12 protein-coding genes are annotated in these 16621 nt (G+C 67.3%); all 12 read left to right on the top strand.

Features of this window, described 5'->3' with window-relative positions; all coding sequences use genetic code 11:
• Positions 1 to 210 precede the first annotated feature (210 nt).
• The 12 genes from GGR45_RS09740 (at position 211) to GGR45_RS09685 (ending at position 16503) form a co-directional block, all read left to right on the top strand.
• Entirely contained in the window at positions 211 to 957 is a 747-nt protein-coding gene (locus GGR45_RS09740; protein WP_175311443.1) for a copper homeostasis protein CutC, read from the top strand.
• 116 nt (positions 958 to 1073) lie between these two features.
• Positions 1074 to 1811, top strand: coding sequence for a GntR family transcriptional regulator (locus tag GGR45_RS09735; protein WP_175311501.1), 738 nt, complete (start codon positions 1074 to 1076; stop codon positions 1809 to 1811).
• Positions 1812 to 1815: 4 nt separating this feature from the next.
• Complete coding sequence (locus GGR45_RS09730; protein WP_175311502.1) at positions 1816 to 2844, top strand: SIS domain-containing protein; 1029 nt, start codon at positions 1816 to 1818, stop codon at positions 2842 to 2844.
• On the top strand, positions 2841 to 3980 hold the full coding sequence (nagA, locus tag GGR45_RS09725; RefSeq protein ID WP_175311442.1) for an N-acetylglucosamine-6-phosphate deacetylase: 1140 nt from the start codon (positions 2841 to 2843) through the stop codon (positions 3978 to 3980). The genes GGR45_RS09730 and nagA overlap by 4 nt, the downstream gene beginning before the upstream one ends.
• Positions 3977 to 6880, top strand: a complete 2904-nt coding sequence (gene galA, locus GGR45_RS09720) for a beta-galactosidase GalA (protein WP_175311441.1) — start codon at positions 3977 to 3979, stop codon at positions 6878 to 6880. The genes nagA and galA overlap by 4 nt, the downstream gene beginning before the upstream one ends.
• 55 nt (positions 6881 to 6935) lie before the next feature.
• Positions 6936 to 9386 (top strand): phosphoenolpyruvate--protein phosphotransferase, encoded by a 2451-nt coding sequence (ptsP, locus tag GGR45_RS09715; protein WP_175311440.1) that lies wholly within the window; start codon positions 6936 to 6938, stop codon positions 9384 to 9386.
• The gene (gene nagE, locus GGR45_RS09710; RefSeq protein WP_175311439.1) at positions 9383 to 11092 is read left to right on the top strand and encodes an N-acetylglucosamine-specific PTS transporter subunit IIBC; all 1710 of its coding nucleotides are present in this window, start codon (positions 9383 to 9385) and stop codon (positions 11090 to 11092) included. The genes ptsP and nagE overlap by 4 nt, the downstream gene beginning before the upstream one ends.
• A 122-nt stretch (positions 11093 to 11214) precedes the next feature.
• Positions 11215 to 12000 carry an IclR family transcriptional regulator gene (locus GGR45_RS09705; protein WP_246358136.1) on the top strand — a complete coding sequence of 262 codons (786 nt, stop codon included), beginning with the start codon at positions 11215 to 11217 and terminating at the stop codon, positions 11998 to 12000.
• Between the two features lie 141 nt (positions 12001 to 12141).
• Positions 12142 to 13227 carry a DUF475 domain-containing protein gene (locus tag GGR45_RS09700; RefSeq protein ID WP_175311500.1) on the top strand — a complete coding sequence of 362 codons (1086 nt, stop codon included), beginning with the start codon at positions 12142 to 12144 and terminating at the stop codon, positions 13225 to 13227.
• 77 nt (positions 13228 to 13304) lie between these two features.
• A complete protein-coding gene (locus GGR45_RS09695) occupies positions 13305 to 14096 on the top strand; it encodes a Crp/Fnr family transcriptional regulator (RefSeq protein WP_175311437.1) in 792 nt (263 codons plus the stop codon).
• Entirely contained in the window at positions 14093 to 14293 is a 201-nt protein-coding gene (locus GGR45_RS09690; protein WP_175311436.1) for a hypothetical protein, read from the top strand. The genes GGR45_RS09695 and GGR45_RS09690 overlap by 4 nt, the downstream gene beginning before the upstream one ends.
• A 131-nt stretch (positions 14294 to 14424) precedes the next feature.
• Positions 14425 to 16503, top strand: a complete 2079-nt coding sequence (locus GGR45_RS09685; protein ID WP_246358135.1) for a M3 family metallopeptidase — start codon at positions 14425 to 14427, stop codon at positions 16501 to 16503.
• Positions 16504 to 16621 lie beyond the last annotated feature (118 nt).

Genomic DNA, 16621 nt, shown 5'->3' with positions numbered 1-16621 from the left:
CCTCCCCCGCCGGCATTTTATATCATATGCCAAAGCTACCAACGTGTAACCAAAATGACATTGGTCCGTAAACGGAAAAATGTGACGTTGGCGTCATGAGACCATTGGGCTGGCGCATTGTCAGGTGTGCTGCTTAAATGACACCTGTTCTGAGGTTCTGCGCGGCGAAGGTCTCGTGGCGCGGATCGAATGTGCCGGGGGAGGTTCAAGATGGTCATGTCACCGGTCCGGGCCGGTACGCCGCTTTTGGAAATCTGCGTCGACGATGCGGATGGCGTGGCCGCAGTCGTGGCGGCAGGAGGCGACCGGATCGAATTGTGCGGTGCGCTGGGGTTGGGCGGATTGACGCCCTCGGCGGCCTTGGTGGCTCATGCGGTGGCGTCGGGCGTTCCGGTTCATGCGATGGTCCGGCCGCGCGACGGCGATTTTCGTTATGATGCCGCCGATGTCGCACTCGCCACCGACGAGATTCGGCGGCTGGCGACGATGGGCGTGGCGGGGGTCGTGGTGGGAGCCATGGCCGACGACAAGCGGCTCGACCTTGATATTCTGGCGCGCTGGCGGGACGCGGCGGCCGGGATCGCGATCGTGCTTCACCGTGCGATCGACCTGGTTGCCGATCCAGTGGCGGCGGTCGAGCAGGCGACGGCGCTGGGCTATGACCATGTCCTCACATCCGGCGGGGCGGCGACGGCGCTGGAGGGGGCGGACGTGATTGCCCAAATGGTGATGGCGGCGCGTGGGCGACTGTCGATCATCGCGGGATCGGGCGTTTCGGCGGACAATGTCGCCACCCTGATCGCCCGGACCGGGGTCGATGCGGTCCACGCGTCGGCCAGCGTGCGAGAGGATTGGGGGGATTCGCGAGTGCTTGCCATGGGCTTCGCCGCAGGTCCGAGGCGCCGGACGAGCGTGGATCGCATCGCGGCGATCCGACGTGGAATTGGGGAAGGATAAAAGCCAATGTATGCCAAATATAATACCTATTGCCCCGTTGGTTTTGCTGCGATAAGCCTGTTGGCGAAGCGGGGCGTGGCATGAGCGACGCCCGGGCAAAGGGGGATGGCGCGGCCATGACATTCTCGGCGCAGGTCGGCTCCTTCCGAAAGGGGAACCCCGCGCCGCTATACCTCCAGCTCCAGCAGCTGTTGCGCGATGCGATCACCAGCAACGTGCTGGCCGAGGATGACGCCATCCCCGCCGAGCGCGATCTGGCGATCGAATATGACGTGTCGCGGATCACGGTGCGCAAGGCGATTGGCGGGCTGGTCGAGGAGGGGCTGCTGACCCGCAGGCGCGGCGCCGGGACCTTCGTTGCGGGGCGGGTCGAGAAGAGCTTTTCCAAGCTCTCATCCTTCTCCGAGGACATGATCGCGCGCGGTCGCACGCCGAGCAGCCAGTGGGTCAGCCGCGCGCCAGGCACCGTCACGCCCGAGGAAGCGCTGTCGCTGGGCCTGTCGCCGGGCGCCCCGGTCTATCGCTTCCAGCGCGTACGCTTCGCCGACGATGTGCCGATGGCGATCGAGATTTCGACCATCGCGGGGTTCGCGCTGCCGTCGATCGAGGCGGTCGACCGCTCGCTCTATGCCGCGCTCGAACGCGCGGGCAACCGGCCGGTGCGCGCGCTCCAGCGGCTGCGCGCAGTGCCGTTTGGCGCGGACCATGCCCGGATGCTCGACGTCGATCCCGGTCATGCGGGGCTGTTGATCGAGCGGCGCGGATTTCTACGCGATGGACGGGCGGTGGAATATACCCAGTCCTTCTATCGCGGCGATGCCTATGATTTCGTCGCGGAGTTAACCGATGTCTGATGTGATGACCGCCGGTAGTGCGGGGACCAGCACCCTGATGGGAGCAGAAGCGGGGGAGGCGCCCGAGGCGATCGCCCGGCTGCTCGCGCGCAATGCGCCGACCGTCCAGGCGCTGGCCGAGCGGCTGCGTGCCGCCCCGCCGCCGGTGATCGTCACTATCGCCCGCGGGTCGTCGGATCACGCCGCGACCTATGGCAAATATATTCTGGAGACCAAGACCGGCGTGCCGGTGTCGTCGGCCGCCCCCTCGGTCGCCTCGATCTTCGAGACGCCGATGAAGGTGCGAGGCGCCCTGGTCATCGCCATTTCGCAGTCGGGGCGCAGCCCGGACCTGCTGGCGACGGTCGAGGCGTACCGCGCGGGCGGCGCGCATATCGTCGCGCTGGTCAATGACGAGGAGTCGCCGCTGGCGACCGGCGCCGACACCTTCCTGCCGCTGTCGGCTGGACCGGAAAGGGCCGTTGCCGCGACGAAGTCCTGCCTGACCGCGCTGGCGGGTCTGGCGCAGCTCGCCGCCGCCTGGGCAGGGGACGAGGCGCTGGAGGCCGCGCTGGCCGATCTGCCCGGTCAGGTCGAACAGGCGCTCGGCCTCGACTGGTCGCCTGCGGTCGAGGGCTTGCGCGACGTCGGCCAGATGTTCGTGCTGGGTCGTGGTTACGGCTACGGCGTAGCGCAGGAAGCGGCGCTGAAGCTCAAGGAAACCTGCTCGATCCAGGCCGAGCCGTTCAGCGCGGCCGAAGTGCGGCACGGCCCGATGCGGATCGTGGAGCCCGGCTATTCGGTGCTCGGCTTCGCCACCTCGGACGTGGCAGGCGAGGACGTGAAGGCGGTGGCCGACCAGTTTGCGGGACGCGGTGCCATGCCGTTCGTCGCGGGGCAGGGCGGCGCGCTGCCGATGGTCGCCGGGCATCCCGCGCTGGAGCCGATCGCGATGCTGGCCAGCTTCTACCGCATGGTCGAGGCGCTCGCGCTTGCCCGTGGCATGGACCCAGACTCGCCGCCGCATCTTCAGAAAGTGACCCGCACGCTATGACCCGCTTCCGTTTCGTCAACGGCCATGTCGCGACCCAGGGCGGCGTCCTGCCCGGTGCGGAGATCACCGTCGACGGCGATCGTATCGCCTCTATCGGCGCGGTGGAGGGTTCGTCGGATACGATCGACCTGAACGGTGGCTGGGTCGTCCCCGGTTACATCGACACGCAGGTCAATGGCGGCGGCGGCGTGCTGTTCAACGATCGCCTCGACGTGGACGGCATCGCGACCATGGCGGCGGCCCATGCGGCCTATGGCACCACCGCGATGCTGCCGACGCTGGTCAGCGAGACGCCCGACAAGATCGCGCGCGCGCTCGACGCGATCGACGAGGCGATCGAGGCCAAGGTGCCCGGCATCGTCGGCATTCATGTCGAAGGGCCGGTCCTGAACCCGGCACGCAAGGGCATCCACGATCCGACGCGCTTCCGCGACCTGGACGAGGAGATGGTCGCCGTCCTGACCCGCCCGCGTCGGGGTAAGGTCATGCTGACCGTCGCGCCCGAGCGGGTGCCGGTCGCGACCCTTCGCCGGCTAATCGAAGCGGGCGTGCTGGTCAGCGCGGGCCATAGCGAGGCGAGCTATGAACAGGCGATGGCGGCGTTCGATGTCGGGCTGTCCGGCGTCACCCACCTCTACAATGCGATGCCTGCCATGCAGCAACGCGTGCCGGGGCTGGCGGGTGCGACGCTCGACGATCCGCGTCCCTATAGCGGCCTCATCATCGACGGTTTCCACGTCTCCGCACCGATGCTGCGGCTGGCGCTGAAGGCGCGGCCGTTCGAGAAGCTGATGCTCGTCACCGATGCGATGCCGTCGGTCGGCGCGGTCGATAAGGATTTCGTCCTTCACGGCCGTCATATCGACGTCTCTGGCGGCAAGTGCACCTATGCCGACGGGACGCTGGCGGGCTCTGACCTCGATATGGGATTGGCGCTCGCCAATGCGGTCGAGCAACTGCGCATCACGGTCGATCAGGCGGCGGCGATGGCGGCGACCCATCCGGCGGCGTTCCTGGGCCTGTCCGACGAGCGCGGGGCACTGGCCAAGGGGTTGCGCGCCGATTGGGTGGTGCTCGACGCATCGCTGAAGCCGGTCGAGACGCGCATCGCTTCGGCGGAGCCGGTCGCGGCATGAATGTCGCGCGCCGCGACCTGCTGCTGGGCAGCGCGGTGGTCGGGCTGGCGGGTGGCCTAGCGCCGATCCCGGCCTTCGCCGCCAGTCGCCGCCCGGCGGACGGCGCGGGCGCGCTTCCCATGCCCGAGCCGGTCGATCAGCTCCCTCCTGCGCTGCCGGTCCAGGATGCCGCGCGCGTCCTGATGGATCGCGGCTGGCTGTTCCACGAAGGCGATATCGAGCCTGCGCCGCTCGACACGCACAACGCCACCTATCTCTCGGTCAAGGCCGGCAATGCGCGCGGCGCGGCGGCGGTCGATTATGACGACAGCGACTGGCAGGCGGTCGACCTGCCGCACGACTGGGCGTCGTTCCAGCCCTTCGTAAAGACCGCCAATGTCGCGCAAGGCTATCGCCCGCGCGGGATCGGCTGGTATCGCCGCAGCTTCCGGCTGGACCCGGCTTTGCGCGGTCGCCGGATCGAGCTGGAGTTCGGCGGCATCGCGACCTTTGCGACGATCTGGGTCAATGGCAGCGTCGTCTCGCACAATTTCTCCGGCTATAATGCCGTCCGCATCGACATGACCCCGTTCGCGCGCTTCGGGGACGAGGCCAATGTCGTCGCCGTCCGCGTCGATGCGGAGGCGATGGAGGGCTGGTGGTATGAGGGCGCCGGGCTCTACCGCCATGTCTGGCTGGGCGATTATGCGCCCGTCTCGATCGCGACCGACGGCGTGCACTGCGATCCGCGCAAGGCCGATGGCCGCTGGCATGTTCCCGTCGTCGCCACGCTGACCAGCATCGCGCCCGCCGACAGCGCGGTGACGGTCGAGGCGCGGCTGCTCGATCCGCAGGGCAAGATTGTCGCGCAGGGGCAGGCCCAGGCGACCGTTCCGACTTTCGACCAGGCCACCGCGGCGCTGGACCTGCCCGTGGCCGAGCCGATGCTCTGGTCGGTCGAGCGACCCACGCTCTACACGCTCGACGTGCGGCTGCTGCGCGACGGACAGGTGGCGGACGAGCGGCGGGTGCCGATCGGCTTCCGCACGATCCGTTTCGACGCCGCGCAGGGCTTTTTCCTCAACGACCGGCCCGTCAAGCTGAAGGGCGTCTGCCTGCATCAGGATCATGCGGGCGTCGGCACCGCCATCCCCGATGCGCTGCTCGGCTGGCGGCTAGAGCGGCTGAAGGCGATGGGCTGCAACGCCATCCGGTCGAGCCACAATGCGCCGACGCCGGAGCTGCTCGATTGGTGTGACCGGCTGGGCCTGCTGGTGATGAACGAGAACCGGCAGTTCAATCCCGCGCCCGAATATCGCGCGCAGCTGGAATGGCTGGTCCGGCGTGACCGCAATCACCCTAGCGTCATCATGTGGTCGGTGTTCAACGAGGAACCGATGCAGGGCACCCCCGCAGGCGTGGCGATGGTCCAGCGCATGGCGCACTGGGTCCGCGCGCTCGACGACAGCCGCCCGGTGACTGCGGCGATGAACGGCGCGTTTTTCAATCCGGTCAATGTCGCGCAGGTCGTCGATGTGACCGGGTTCAATTACTATCAGGGCGATTACGACCGCTATCACCAGCTGAACCCGGCCAAGCCGATGACCAGCTCGGAGGATACCAGCGCCTTCATGACGCGCGGCGCGTTCGAGAGCGATCCGGCGCGGCACATCGCGTCGAGTTACGACGTCGAGGCGGCGAGCTGGGGCGACACGCATCGCGGCGCGTGGAAGAAGATCGCCGAGCGCGCCTTTGTCGCGGGCGGCTTCGTATGGACCGGCTTCGACTATCATGGCGAGCCGACGCCCTATGAATGGCCGACCATCGCCAGCTTTTTCGGCATCCTGGATCTGTGCGGTTTCCCCAAGGTCGCCTTCGACATCCACCGCGCCGCCTGGGTCGATGACGCACCCGTGGTTGCGATCGCGCCGCACTGGAGCTGGCCGGGTCGCGAGGGCAAGCCGACCAAGGTCATGGTCCTGTCCAATGCGGAGCGGATCGTCCTGCGCCTGAACGGCAAGACGGTGGGCGAGGCGGCGGTCGACCGGCTGATGGGCAATGAATGGACCGTGCCTTACGCACCGGGCCGGATCGAGGCGATCGCCTATCGCGGCGGCCGCGAGGTCGCGCGCGCCGCACATGAGACGGTCGGCGCGCCGGTCGCGTTGCGACTGACCCCGGCGCGCACCGTGATGGCGGGCGATACCGAGGACGCGCAGGCGATCACCATCGATGCGGTCGACGCCAAGGGACGGCATGTGCCAGCCGCCAATCTGATGACCCGCTTCACCATTGAGGGCGGGGCGATCATCGGCGTCGGCAATGGCGATCCCAACAGCCATGAGTCCGAAAAGGGCAATCAGCGCTCTCTGTTCAACGGCTTGGCCCAGATGATCGTGCGGCCCGATACCGGGCGCGGGCGGATCGTCATCCGAGCCACCGCCGATGGGTTGAAACCGGCGACGTTGAAGCTCGACCGGCTGGGCGTGGCACCGCGCGCGCAAGTCGCAGTGATGAACGGCGACATGGACGTGCGCGAATGGCGGCGCTCGCCGCTATTGGCGACCAAGCCTTCGCCCGACCTCGCCCCCGCCGCCAGCGATAATAATGGCTGGGCCTTTGTCCAGGCGGGTACGCCGACCCCGGCGGAAGGCGCGGGCTGGCGCGTCTATCGCTCGGTCGTCACGCCCCGGCGGGCGGTGGCGGCGCGCGGTGGCGAGCTGCGACTGGCCTCGGTGGGCGGCATGGCGAGCCTGTGGATCGACGGCACGCTGGTCGCCGAAAAGCGCGATCCCAAGCCCGGCCCGATGACGGCAACGCTGCCCTCGGGCGCGGGCAAGCGGACGATTGCGCTGATCGTCGCGGGGCTGGGCAATATCGATAGCGGCCTGCTGGGCCGGGTGACGATCCGGCCGCGCTGACCGCGCGTGGGATCGGTCACGGGGAAGGAATGCAGTTTGGCGAAAGTGACGTGCGATGAGTGACTTGACCGTTTTTGCGCCCCTGGCAGGCTGGGTGACGCCGCTGGCCCAGGTGCCGGACCCGGTCTTCGCCGAGAAGATGCTGGGCGATGGCGTGGCGATCGATCCGGTCAACGACGCGCTATGTGCCCCCTGCGACGCAACCGTGCTGACGGTGCACGAGGCGGGTCATGCGGTGACGCTGCGCAGCACCGACGGCTATGAACTGATCTGCCATATCGGCGTCGATACCGTCTCGCTGGGCGGCAAGGGGCTGACGCCGCAGGTGCGTGCGGGGGCCAAGGTCTTGGCGGGGCAGCCACTGATCCGCTTCGACCTCGACTATCTGGTCCAGAACGCACCCGCCGTCGTCACGCCGATCATTGTCGCCGATGCCACACGCTATGCCGTCGAGCCGATCGCCAAGGGGCTGGTCGCGGTCGGCGATCCGCTGTTGCGCGTCGTGCCGCTGGGCGGCGAGGCGGTCGAGGCCGATACCGGCGGCGAGACACTGATCGAGGAAACGGTCGTGGCGCTCTCGCACGGCCTGCACGCCCGTCCCGCCGCGCGGCTGGTCGAGGCGGTGCGGCGGCACGATGCGCGCGTCACCCTTCATCATGGGGACCGCCACGCCTCGGCATTGAGTGCGGTCGGCCTGCTCGGGCTCGGTCTGGGCCATGGTACGACCGTGCGGATCGAGGCAAGCGGGGCGCAGGCCGCCGCCGCCATGGCTGCGGTCATCGCCTTCCTGAACGACGCCACGCCTGAGGAAACCCCGGTCGACGCGCCCGAGCCGGTGCGCGGCGAGGGGCCGGGGCTGGGCGGGGTTCCCGCCGCGCCGGGCCTTGCAGTCGGGCCGATCCACCGGCTGACCCGCGCCGCCATTCCGGTCGAAACGCTGGCGGGGACGGTCGAGGAAGAGCGCGCGCGTCTGACGCACGCGCTGGACACGGTGCGCAAGGGATTGGAGCAGGCCGCCGCCGCCGGTGGCGCGCGGGGCGGGGTGATGGCCGCGCACGGCGCGATGCTCGCCGACCCGACGCTGACAGACGCCGCGCTGGCCGCGATCGGCCGGGGTCTGAGCGCGGGCGTCGCTTGGCAAGAGGCGATCGCCGAACAGGTCGCGGTCCTGTTGTCGAGCGGCGACCGCCGTATTGCGGAGCGCGCCGATGATCTGCGCGATCTGGAACGCCATGTCCTCGCAGCAATGGCGGGCCTGCCTATCGAGGGGCCGAGCGTACCGACCGGTGCGATTTTGGTCGCCGAGGACCTGCTGCCGAGCCAGGTCGCCGCACTCGATGCCGCCGTTGTGGCGGGCATCGCGCTGGTCAAGGGCGGGCCGACCTCGCACGCGGCGATCCTGGCGGCAGGCATGGGCCTGCCCATGGCGGTCGCATTCGGCGAGCCGCTGGCAGCGCTGGAAGACGGCCGGGTGATCGTGCTCGACGCCGATCGCGGCCTGATCGACCCCGAACCCGATGCCGAGGCGCAGGCCGAGGCGGAGGACACCATCGCCCGCCGGAAGGCCGAGATGGAGGCCGCCCGCACCGCTCAGGGACCGTGCCGCATGGCGGACGGCACCCGGATCGAGATGTTCGCCAATCTCGGCTCGGTCGCCGATGCCGAGGTGGCGGTGGCCGAGGGCGCGGAGGGCTGTGGCCTGCTGCGCACCGAATTCCTGTTCCTGGAACGCGCGACCGCGCCCACCCGCGACGAACAGGCCCGCGATTATCAGGCGATCGCCGATGCGCTGGGCGACCGGCCGATGATCGTCCGGCTGCTCGATGTCGGAGGCGACAAGCCCGCGCCGTACATGGACCTGCCCGTCGAGGAGAACCCGGCGCTGGGCCTGCGCGGCATTCGCGTGTCGCTGGCCGATCCGCAGCTGTTGGAGGATCAGGTCGCCGCGATCCTGGCGGTCCGTCAGCCGTGCCGGATCATGGCGCCGATGGTCGCCAGCCTGTCCGAGCTGGAGGCGGTCCGCGCGGTGGTCGAGCGGCAGGGCGGAAAGGCCGAGGTCGGCGTCATGATCGAGACCCCGGCGGCCGCGATTTCCGCCGATATTCTCGCGCGTAAGGCCGATTTCTTCTCGATCGGTACGAACGACCTGACCCAGTACACACTGGCCATGGACCGCGGCAACGCGGCGGTGGCGGCGGGGGTCGACGGGCTTCATCCGGCGGTGCTGCGTCTGATCGGCACGACCTGCGACGGCGCGGTGCGGCATGATACCCCAGTCGGCGTCTGTGGCTCGCTGGCCGCCGATCGTCTCGCGGTGCCGATCCTGCTTGGCCTGGGCGTCACCGAATTGTCGGTGCCCCCGGCGCGGGTGGCGGCGATCAAGGCGCTGGTCGGCAAGCTAGACATGGTGAAATGCCGGGCCGCCGCGATTGCCGCGCTGGCGCTTCCTTCGGCGGCGGCGGTCCGCGCGCATATCACCACCATGCTTCAGGAGATCGGCGCATGAGTTCGCCCATGGCCACCATCCAATCGCTCGGGCGGGCGCTCATGCTGCCCATCGCGGTGCTGCCGGTCGCGGGCCTGTTGCTGCGTCTGGGCCAGCCGGACATGCTGAACATCGCCTTCATGGCGAATGCGGGCAATGCGATCTTCGACAATCTCGGGCTGTTGTTCGCGGTCGGCGTCGCCACCGCCTTTGCCCGCGACGGCAATGGCGCGGCGGCACTGGCGGGCATCACCTGCTACCTCGTCACCATCAAGGGTGCGGAGACGCTGATCGTGCCGCCCGCCGGGACGGGGGCAGGGCTCGTCAAGGACGTTGCCGCGACGGTAGAGGCGGCGTGGCGCGCCAAGTCGGTTCACCGGTTCGACGTGCCGGTCGGTATCGTCGCGGGACTCATCGGCGGCAACTTCTACAACCGTTTTGCCACCATCAAGATGCCGGAATATCTGGCGTTCTTCGGCGGTCGTCGCTTCGTACCGATCATCTCGGGTATTGCGGGCCTGGGGCTGGCCGCATTGCTGGGCGTGGCGTTCGGGCCGGTCAATACGGGCATCGATGCGATGAGCCAGGGCATAGTCCAGGCAGGTGGCCTGGGGCTGTTCGCGTTCGGCGTGCTGAACCGCCTGCTGGTCGTCACCGGCCTGCATCACATCCTGAACACCGTCGCCTATTTCGTGGTCGGCGATTATCACGGCAAGACCGGCGACCTGACCCGCTTCTTCGCGGGCGATCCAACGGCGGGTGCGTTCATGAGCGGGTTCTTCCCCGTCATGATGTTCGGCCTGCCCGCCGCGTGTCTGGCCATGTATCACGAGGCGCTGCCGGAGCGGAAAAAGGCGGTCGGCGGCATGTTGTTCAGCCTGGCGCTGATGTCGTTCCTGACCGGCGTGACCGAGCCGATCGAGTTCAGTTTCATGTTCCTCGCCCCGGTCCTCTACGCCTTCCACGCGATCCTGACCGGCGTTTCCGAGGCCTTGATGAACGCGCTGGGCGTGCGGATGGGCTATACCTTTTCGGCCGGTTTGTTCGATTATGTCATCAATTTCGGCAAGGCGACCAAGCCGCTGATGCTGCTGCCGATCGGCGCGGTCTATGCGCTGCTCTATTACGCCGTGTTCCGCTTCGCGATCCGCCGCTGGAACCTCCAGACGCCGGGCCGCGAGGTCGAGGCGGTGGCGGAGGGCGAAGCCACCGAGGCCGCCGGTGGTCGCGGCGCCTCCTTCGTCGCGGCGATGGGGGGCAGCACGAACCTCAGCGAGATCGCGGCCTGCACCACCCGCCTGCGCCTCATCGTGGTCGATCCGGCGCAGGTCGACGAGCCTGCGCTCAAGCGGCTCGGCGCGCGGGGCATCCTGCGCCCGTCGGCCAGCGGCGTCCAGGTCGTGCTGGGGCCGGTCGCCGATACGGTCGCGATGGAAATGCGCGCGGCGATCGAGACAGGACCGATCGCCGCTACGGCCCAGAGGCGCGCTCCGGCCGCGATCTCGTCGGTCCAGACTGCCCATGCCCCGGTCGCCGTCGACGCCAGCCTGCCGGACGTGCTGGTCCGGGCGATGGGCGGCGCAGACAATATCCTTTCGGCCAGTCGTCATGCCGGGCGGTGGCGTGTCACTCTGGTCGACCCGAGCCTTCAGACGGCGGCGCCAGGGGAGGAGGCCCGCGCCATCGCCCAGGTCGGCCCGAATATCGTCCACGTCCTGATCGATTAAATTGCCGTAATCCGGTTGTTAAGTATATTGCCGGTCATTACGCAGACTATATGGCCGGACATATCGGCTAACGAGGATGGATGACGATCGCGCTGCGCCGCCGATCGCGACGGAGGGAATTTTTGGCCAGCCAACCGCCGGGACTTTTGGACGATAAGCGGCTCTACCGCGCTCCGGCGCTGGAAAAAGGGCTCGACATATTGGAGCTTCTGGCCGCCGAAGACCATCCGCTGACGATGAGCGCCATCGTCACCCGTTTGGGCCGGTCCACGGGCGAGCTGTTCCGGATGATCCAGGTTTTGGAGCATCGGGGTTATGTGGCACAGGGGGCTGACGGTTATGTCATGACCCCGCGCCTGTTCCATCTCGGGCTGAAGCGTCCGCCAGTGCGCAGCCTGATGGAGCAGGCGCTGCCCGAAATGCGGCTGCTCGCCGACCGAATCGGTCAGTCCTGCTATCTCGCCATTCCGTCCGGTGCAGCCTCGTCGGTCATCGCGCGGACGGAGGCCAATACCACGGTCGGCTTTTCGGTACGCGTCGGCTATCGCCGCCCGATCCACGAAACCCCCTCGGGGCAGGTTCTTTATGCCTTTCAGACCCAGCAGACGCAACGCGAATGGGACGGACTGTTCGATCCTCCCTTGTCCGATCAGGCCCGCAACGACCTGATCGCCACCGCCGACATGCTTCGCGGCCAGGGTTTCGCGCGGACGGATAGCGCCGAAATGCCCGGCATGGTGGAGCTGGCCGTACCGATCATACGCGGCGATCGGGCCGTCGCCGTGCTGACCGTGCCGTTCATCCGTATCATCGATGCGGCGGTCGATGTCGACCAGGCGCTGGCCGAGCTTCGCGCGACGGCGACGCGTATCTCCGAACAGCTGATCGGCAACGACGCGCGCATCTGATCCCCGGCTTGTCCCCTGGCCTCTTCGCGGCGATAGGGGCGCTGCCCGATTGAACAAATCCGACGAGCCGGACTTTAGTCCCGATCGCGGAAGCACCGAAGCGTGCGGTCGATCGGACAGGTACGGGGGATCATAAGAGTGCTGCTGAAATACTATAAGGGTTCGCTCCTGTTCACGCTGCTCTGTCTGGCGCTGGCCGCCTGGCTGGGCTTTCAGAGCACGGGGACGTTGCCGGGAACCCTCGGCATCCTGTGGATCGTGCTGGTCCTGGGCGTGCTGGAAGTGTCGCTGTCCTTCGACAACGCGGTCGTCAACGCGACCGTGTTGCGCGACATGGACGACAAGTGGCGCCACCGCTTCCTGACCTGGGGCATTTTGATCGCCGTGTTCGGAATGCGCATCGTCTTTCCGCTCGCCATCGTCGCCATCGCCGCGCATCTGGGGCCGATCGAGGCGGTGAAGCTCGCCGCGGGCGATCCGGTCCGTTACGAACAGATCATCACCTCCGCCCATGTCGGCATTTCGGGCTTTGGCGGCAGCTTCCTGGCGATGGTCGGCCTGAACTTCTTCCTCGACGACGAGAAGGAGGAGCACTGGCTGCCGGTGATCGAACGCCCGCTGTCCGCGCTACGGGACATTTCGGGGCTGGCGACGGGTATCGTGCTGCTGGCGCTATACGTCATTTCGCAGTTCATCCCGGCGGAGGAGGCGATGACCTTCATCACCTCCGGCATTTTCGGCCTGCTGACCTATATCGCCGTCCATGCGATCGGCGTGATGCTGGGAAGCGACGGCGACGCGGTGACGGGCGCGGCGGCGCGGTCGGGCTTTGCCGCGTTCCTCTATCTTGAGGTGCTTGACGCCAGCTTCTCGTTCGATGGCGTGATCGGCGCGTTCGCTCTGTCGAACAACCTGTTCATCATCGCGCTGGGCTTGGGCATTGGGGCGATGTTCGTCCGTTCCATGACGATCATGCTGGTCGATCACGGTACGCTCGCGCAATATCGCTATCTGGAGCACGGGGCGTTCTACGCCATCGTCGCACTCGCCGCGATCATGCTGCTGTCGGTGCGTTTCCATATCCCGGAGACGATTACCGGCCTGATCGGCGCGACGCTGATCGGTCTGGCCTTCTGGGCTTCGGTGCGCAGCAACCGCAAGGCGCCGGAAGGCATCTCGCATGGCGGCGATCCGGTGCGGGCGGCGGGCAAGCCGATCGGCGACTGACCGACGATCGTGTCGCTTGCGGAACACTTTGCCCGTGCGGGGGATTTCCCTTCCGAACGCTGGGCGAGGGACGAGACATGCCGGTTTCCGCAATCGATACGCTGCCTGAGCAGAGACGCCCCGACGATCGGCCGCGCCTGACCGAATTGTTCCTGAAGGGGCGAGGGCGTGACACCATGACGCCCGAGGATGCCGCGACGCTGGAGGACAGCATCGAGGAGGTTCGCACCATCCCCGCCCGCACCATCGTGATCCGCCGTGACGAGCGGGTGCGGCACAGCAGCCTTCTGCTCGAAGGCGTGATGTGCCGCTATATGGACGACCGGCAGGGCAATCGCCAGATCGTCGCCTTTCACGTGCCCGGCGATTTCGTCGATCTGCACGGCTTTGCGATGCGGCATCTGGATCACGATGTCGCGACGCTGACCCCGGTGCGGGTCGCGCTGGCGGGGCATGACCGGCTGGAGCGGATCGTGGCGAGCTATCCCCGGCTGACCCGGTTGCTGTGGTTCTCGACCCTGCTGGACGCGGCGATGCACCGCGAATGGGTGTTCCGACTGGGACGGCTGGAGGCGGATGGCCGCGTGGCGCATCTGTTCTGCGAACTTCATGCGCGGCTCGCCATGGTCGATCTCGTGCGGGAAGGGGCGTTCCGCTTCCCGGTGACCCAGATCGATCTGGCGGAGGCGGCGGGGATCACGCCGGTCCATCTCAATCGCGTCCTGCGGTCGCTGCGCGAACGGGGCCTGATGACCTTCCGCAGCGGAGAAGTGCACATCCTGGACCTCGACATGCTGACGGCGCTGGCCGATTTCGATCCCAGCTATCTTTATGGCGGCGGCCCGACATTGGAAAAGCAGGGCGCATGACCAGGCCCCGGAATCCCGGTAGCGCATGTCACGGCGTACATGACGAGGCCGGCGTAGCGACGGCGGAGTGCGGGATCGTCATGCTCGACGGACCCAATGGCGTGGCGGTGGCGATGACTCCGGCCGCCGCGCGCGCCACCGGCGAAGGGCTGGTGGCGGCGGCCCACCGGGCGGAGGTGCAGGGAGGCGTCGATTAAGCGACCCGGCACGAGACTTTACCCGCCGGCACACGGGGTTATGGTGATGACGCGCCTTTCATGACCGGGAGTTCACATTGCGTCATCTGTCCCTCGCCGCCGCTCTGGCGGCTCTTTTGAGCACGTCCGCCATGGCGTCTCCACCCCAGCTGGCGCAGGCGCCCGCCGCCAATCCGCTGCTTGCGCCATGGACCGGCCCCTATGGTGGCGTTCCCCCCTGGGACAAGGTAAAGCCCGAGCTGTTCCCGGCGGCGTTCGAGGCCGCGCTGGCCGAGCGCAAACAGGACTATGATCGGATCGCCAACAACCCGGCCAAGCCGACCTTCGCCAACACCTTCGTGCCGATGCAGAATGCCGGGCAGACTCTGAACCGCGTGATGACGCTGTTCGGGGTGATGACCGGCAACATGAACACCCCCGCCTATCAGGCGCTTGACCGCGAATGGTCGCCCAAGCTGTCCAAGGCGTCGGACGAGATCACGTTCAACCCCAAGCTGTTCGCGCGGATCGAGGCGATCTACAAAGCGCGCGACACGAGCGGCCTGGACGCGCAGCAGAAGCGGCTGGTCACGCGCACCTATGACAGTTTCGTGCGGCAGGGGGCCAAGCTGACCCCGGCGCAAAAGGAAGAACTGTCCGCCTTCAACCAGAATCTCGCGATCAACTTCAGCGAGTTTTCGCAGCGGTTGCTGGCGGACGAGGGCACCGCGATCATCGTCACCGACGAGGCACGCCTCACGGGCTTGCCCGACAGCGTGAAGGCGGTCGCCAAGGCGGCGGCGGCCGAGCGCGGACAACAGGGCTGGGCGATCGTCAATACCCGGTCGGCCGTCGATCCGGTGCTGACCTTCGCCACCGACCGGGCGTTGCGCGAGCAGGTGTGGCGCGCCTTCACCAAACGCGGCGACAATGGCGATATCAACGATACCAAGGCGACCATCGCCCGCATCGTCCGCCTGCGCGCCAACCGCGCGCATCTGTTGGGCTTCAAGACCCATGCCGACTGGCGGATGCAGGACACGATGGCCAAGACCCCGGCGGCGGCGATGGACCTGATGATGCGCGTCTGGCCCGCCGCCAAGGCGCGCGTCGCCGAGGAAGTCCGCGACATGCAGGCGATCGCCGACGCCTCTGCTGCCAAGGGGGAAGGGGCGAAGATCACCATCGAGCCCTGGGACTATCGCTTCTATCAGGAGAAGGTCCGCAAGAGCCGCTACGACCTCGATCAGGCCGAGCTGAAGCCGTATTTCGAGCTGAACAACATCATCCAGGGTTCGCTCTATGCCGCGAACCGGCTCTACGGACTGGAGTTCAAGGAGATAACCGGCACGGTCCCGGTGTTCGAGCCGAACATGCGCGTCTGGCATGTGACGCGGGGCGGCAAGGAAGTCGGCCTGTTCTACCGCGACGATTTCGCGCGGACCGGCAAGCGCTCGGGGGCTTGGGCCAATACCTATCGCGGCCAGCGCAACCTGCCACCGGTGCAGACGGTCCTGTCGTCGAACAACAACAACTTTGCCAAGGGTGCGAAGGGCGAACCCGTCCTCATCAGCCTGGATGATGCCGAGACGCTGTTCCACGAATTCGGCCATGCCATCCATGCGATGCTCCAGAACGTCACCTATCCGGGGCTGGCGGGCACGCCGCGCGACTTCGTGGAATATCCCAGCCAGGTGAACGAGCATTGGCTGCTCACCCGCGATGTGCTCGATAAGTACGCGCGCCACTACAAGACCGGCCAGCCCATGCCGCAGGCGCTGCTCGACAAGATCAAGGCGTCGGAAACCTTCAACCAGGGGTTTGCGACCACCGAATATCTGTCCTCGGCGATTCTGGACATGAAGCTGCACACGATCCCCGACGGGATCGTCGATCCGGCCGCGTTCGAGGCGACGACCCTGCGCGAGATCGGGATGCCGAAGGAGTTGGTGATGCGGCACCGTCTGCCGCAGTTCAATCACCTGTTCTCGTCGGACAGCTATTCGGCGGGTTATTACAGCTATCTCTGGTCGGAGACGATGGACGCGGACACCTTCGCCGCGTTCGAGGAAGCGGGCAGCCCATGGGACAAGGCGACGGCGGACCGCTTCGCCAAGATCCTGCTGTCGACCGGCAATGAAACCGATCGCGCCGAAGCGTATCGCGCATTCCGGGGCCGCGACCCGGACGTGAACGCGCTGCTGAAGCAACGCGGTTTCCCGACGAAGTAAAAATTCCTCCCCGATAGGGGGAGGGGGACCATCCGCAGGATGGTGGAGGGGTGCCGCGCTCTCGATCGCGGGACACCCCTCCGTCAGGCCTCCGGCCTGCCACCTCCCCTTGCAGGGA

Origin of the sequence: Sphingomonas zeae (assembly GCF_014197135.1) — a bacterium.
Lineage (GTDB): Bacteria > Pseudomonadota > Alphaproteobacteria > Sphingomonadales > Sphingomonadaceae > Sphingomonas > Sphingomonas zeae.
The sequence above is the reverse complement of the archived record's forward strand: the minus strand, read 5'-3'. Positions and strand labels throughout refer to the sequence as shown.

Excerpts from the sequence above, each read along its gene's own strand:
- GGR45_RS09740 (WP_175311443.1), top strand. The coding sequence starts at position 211 with ATGGTCATGTCACCGGTCCGGGCCGGTACGCCGCTTTTGGAAATCTGC.
- GGR45_RS09735 (WP_175311501.1), top strand. The coding sequence starts at position 1,074 with ATGACATTCTCGGCGCAGGTCGGCTCCTTCCGAAAGGGGAACCCCGCG.
- GGR45_RS09730 (WP_175311502.1), top strand. The coding sequence starts at position 1,816 with ATGACCGCCGGTAGTGCGGGGACCAGCACCCTGATGGGAGCAGAAGCG.
- nagA (WP_175311442.1), top strand. The coding sequence starts at position 2,841 with ATGACCCGCTTCCGTTTCGTCAACGGCCATGTCGCGACCCAGGGCGGC.
- galA (WP_175311441.1), top strand. The coding sequence starts at position 3,977 with ATGAATGTCGCGCGCCGCGACCTGCTGCTGGGCAGCGCGGTGGTCGGG.
- ptsP (WP_175311440.1), top strand. The coding sequence starts at position 6,936 with ATGAGTGACTTGACCGTTTTTGCGCCCCTGGCAGGCTGGGTGACGCCG.
- nagE (WP_175311439.1), top strand. The coding sequence starts at position 9,383 with ATGAGTTCGCCCATGGCCACCATCCAATCGCTCGGGCGGGCGCTCATG.
- GGR45_RS09695 (WP_175311437.1), top strand. The coding sequence starts at position 13,305 with ATGCCGGTTTCCGCAATCGATACGCTGCCTGAGCAGAGACGCCCCGAC.
- GGR45_RS09690 (WP_175311436.1), top strand. The coding sequence starts at position 14,093 with ATGACCAGGCCCCGGAATCCCGGTAGCGCATGTCACGGCGTACATGAC.
- GGR45_RS09685 (WP_246358135.1), top strand. The coding sequence starts at position 14,425 with ATGGCGTCTCCACCCCAGCTGGCGCAGGCGCCCGCCGCCAATCCGCTG.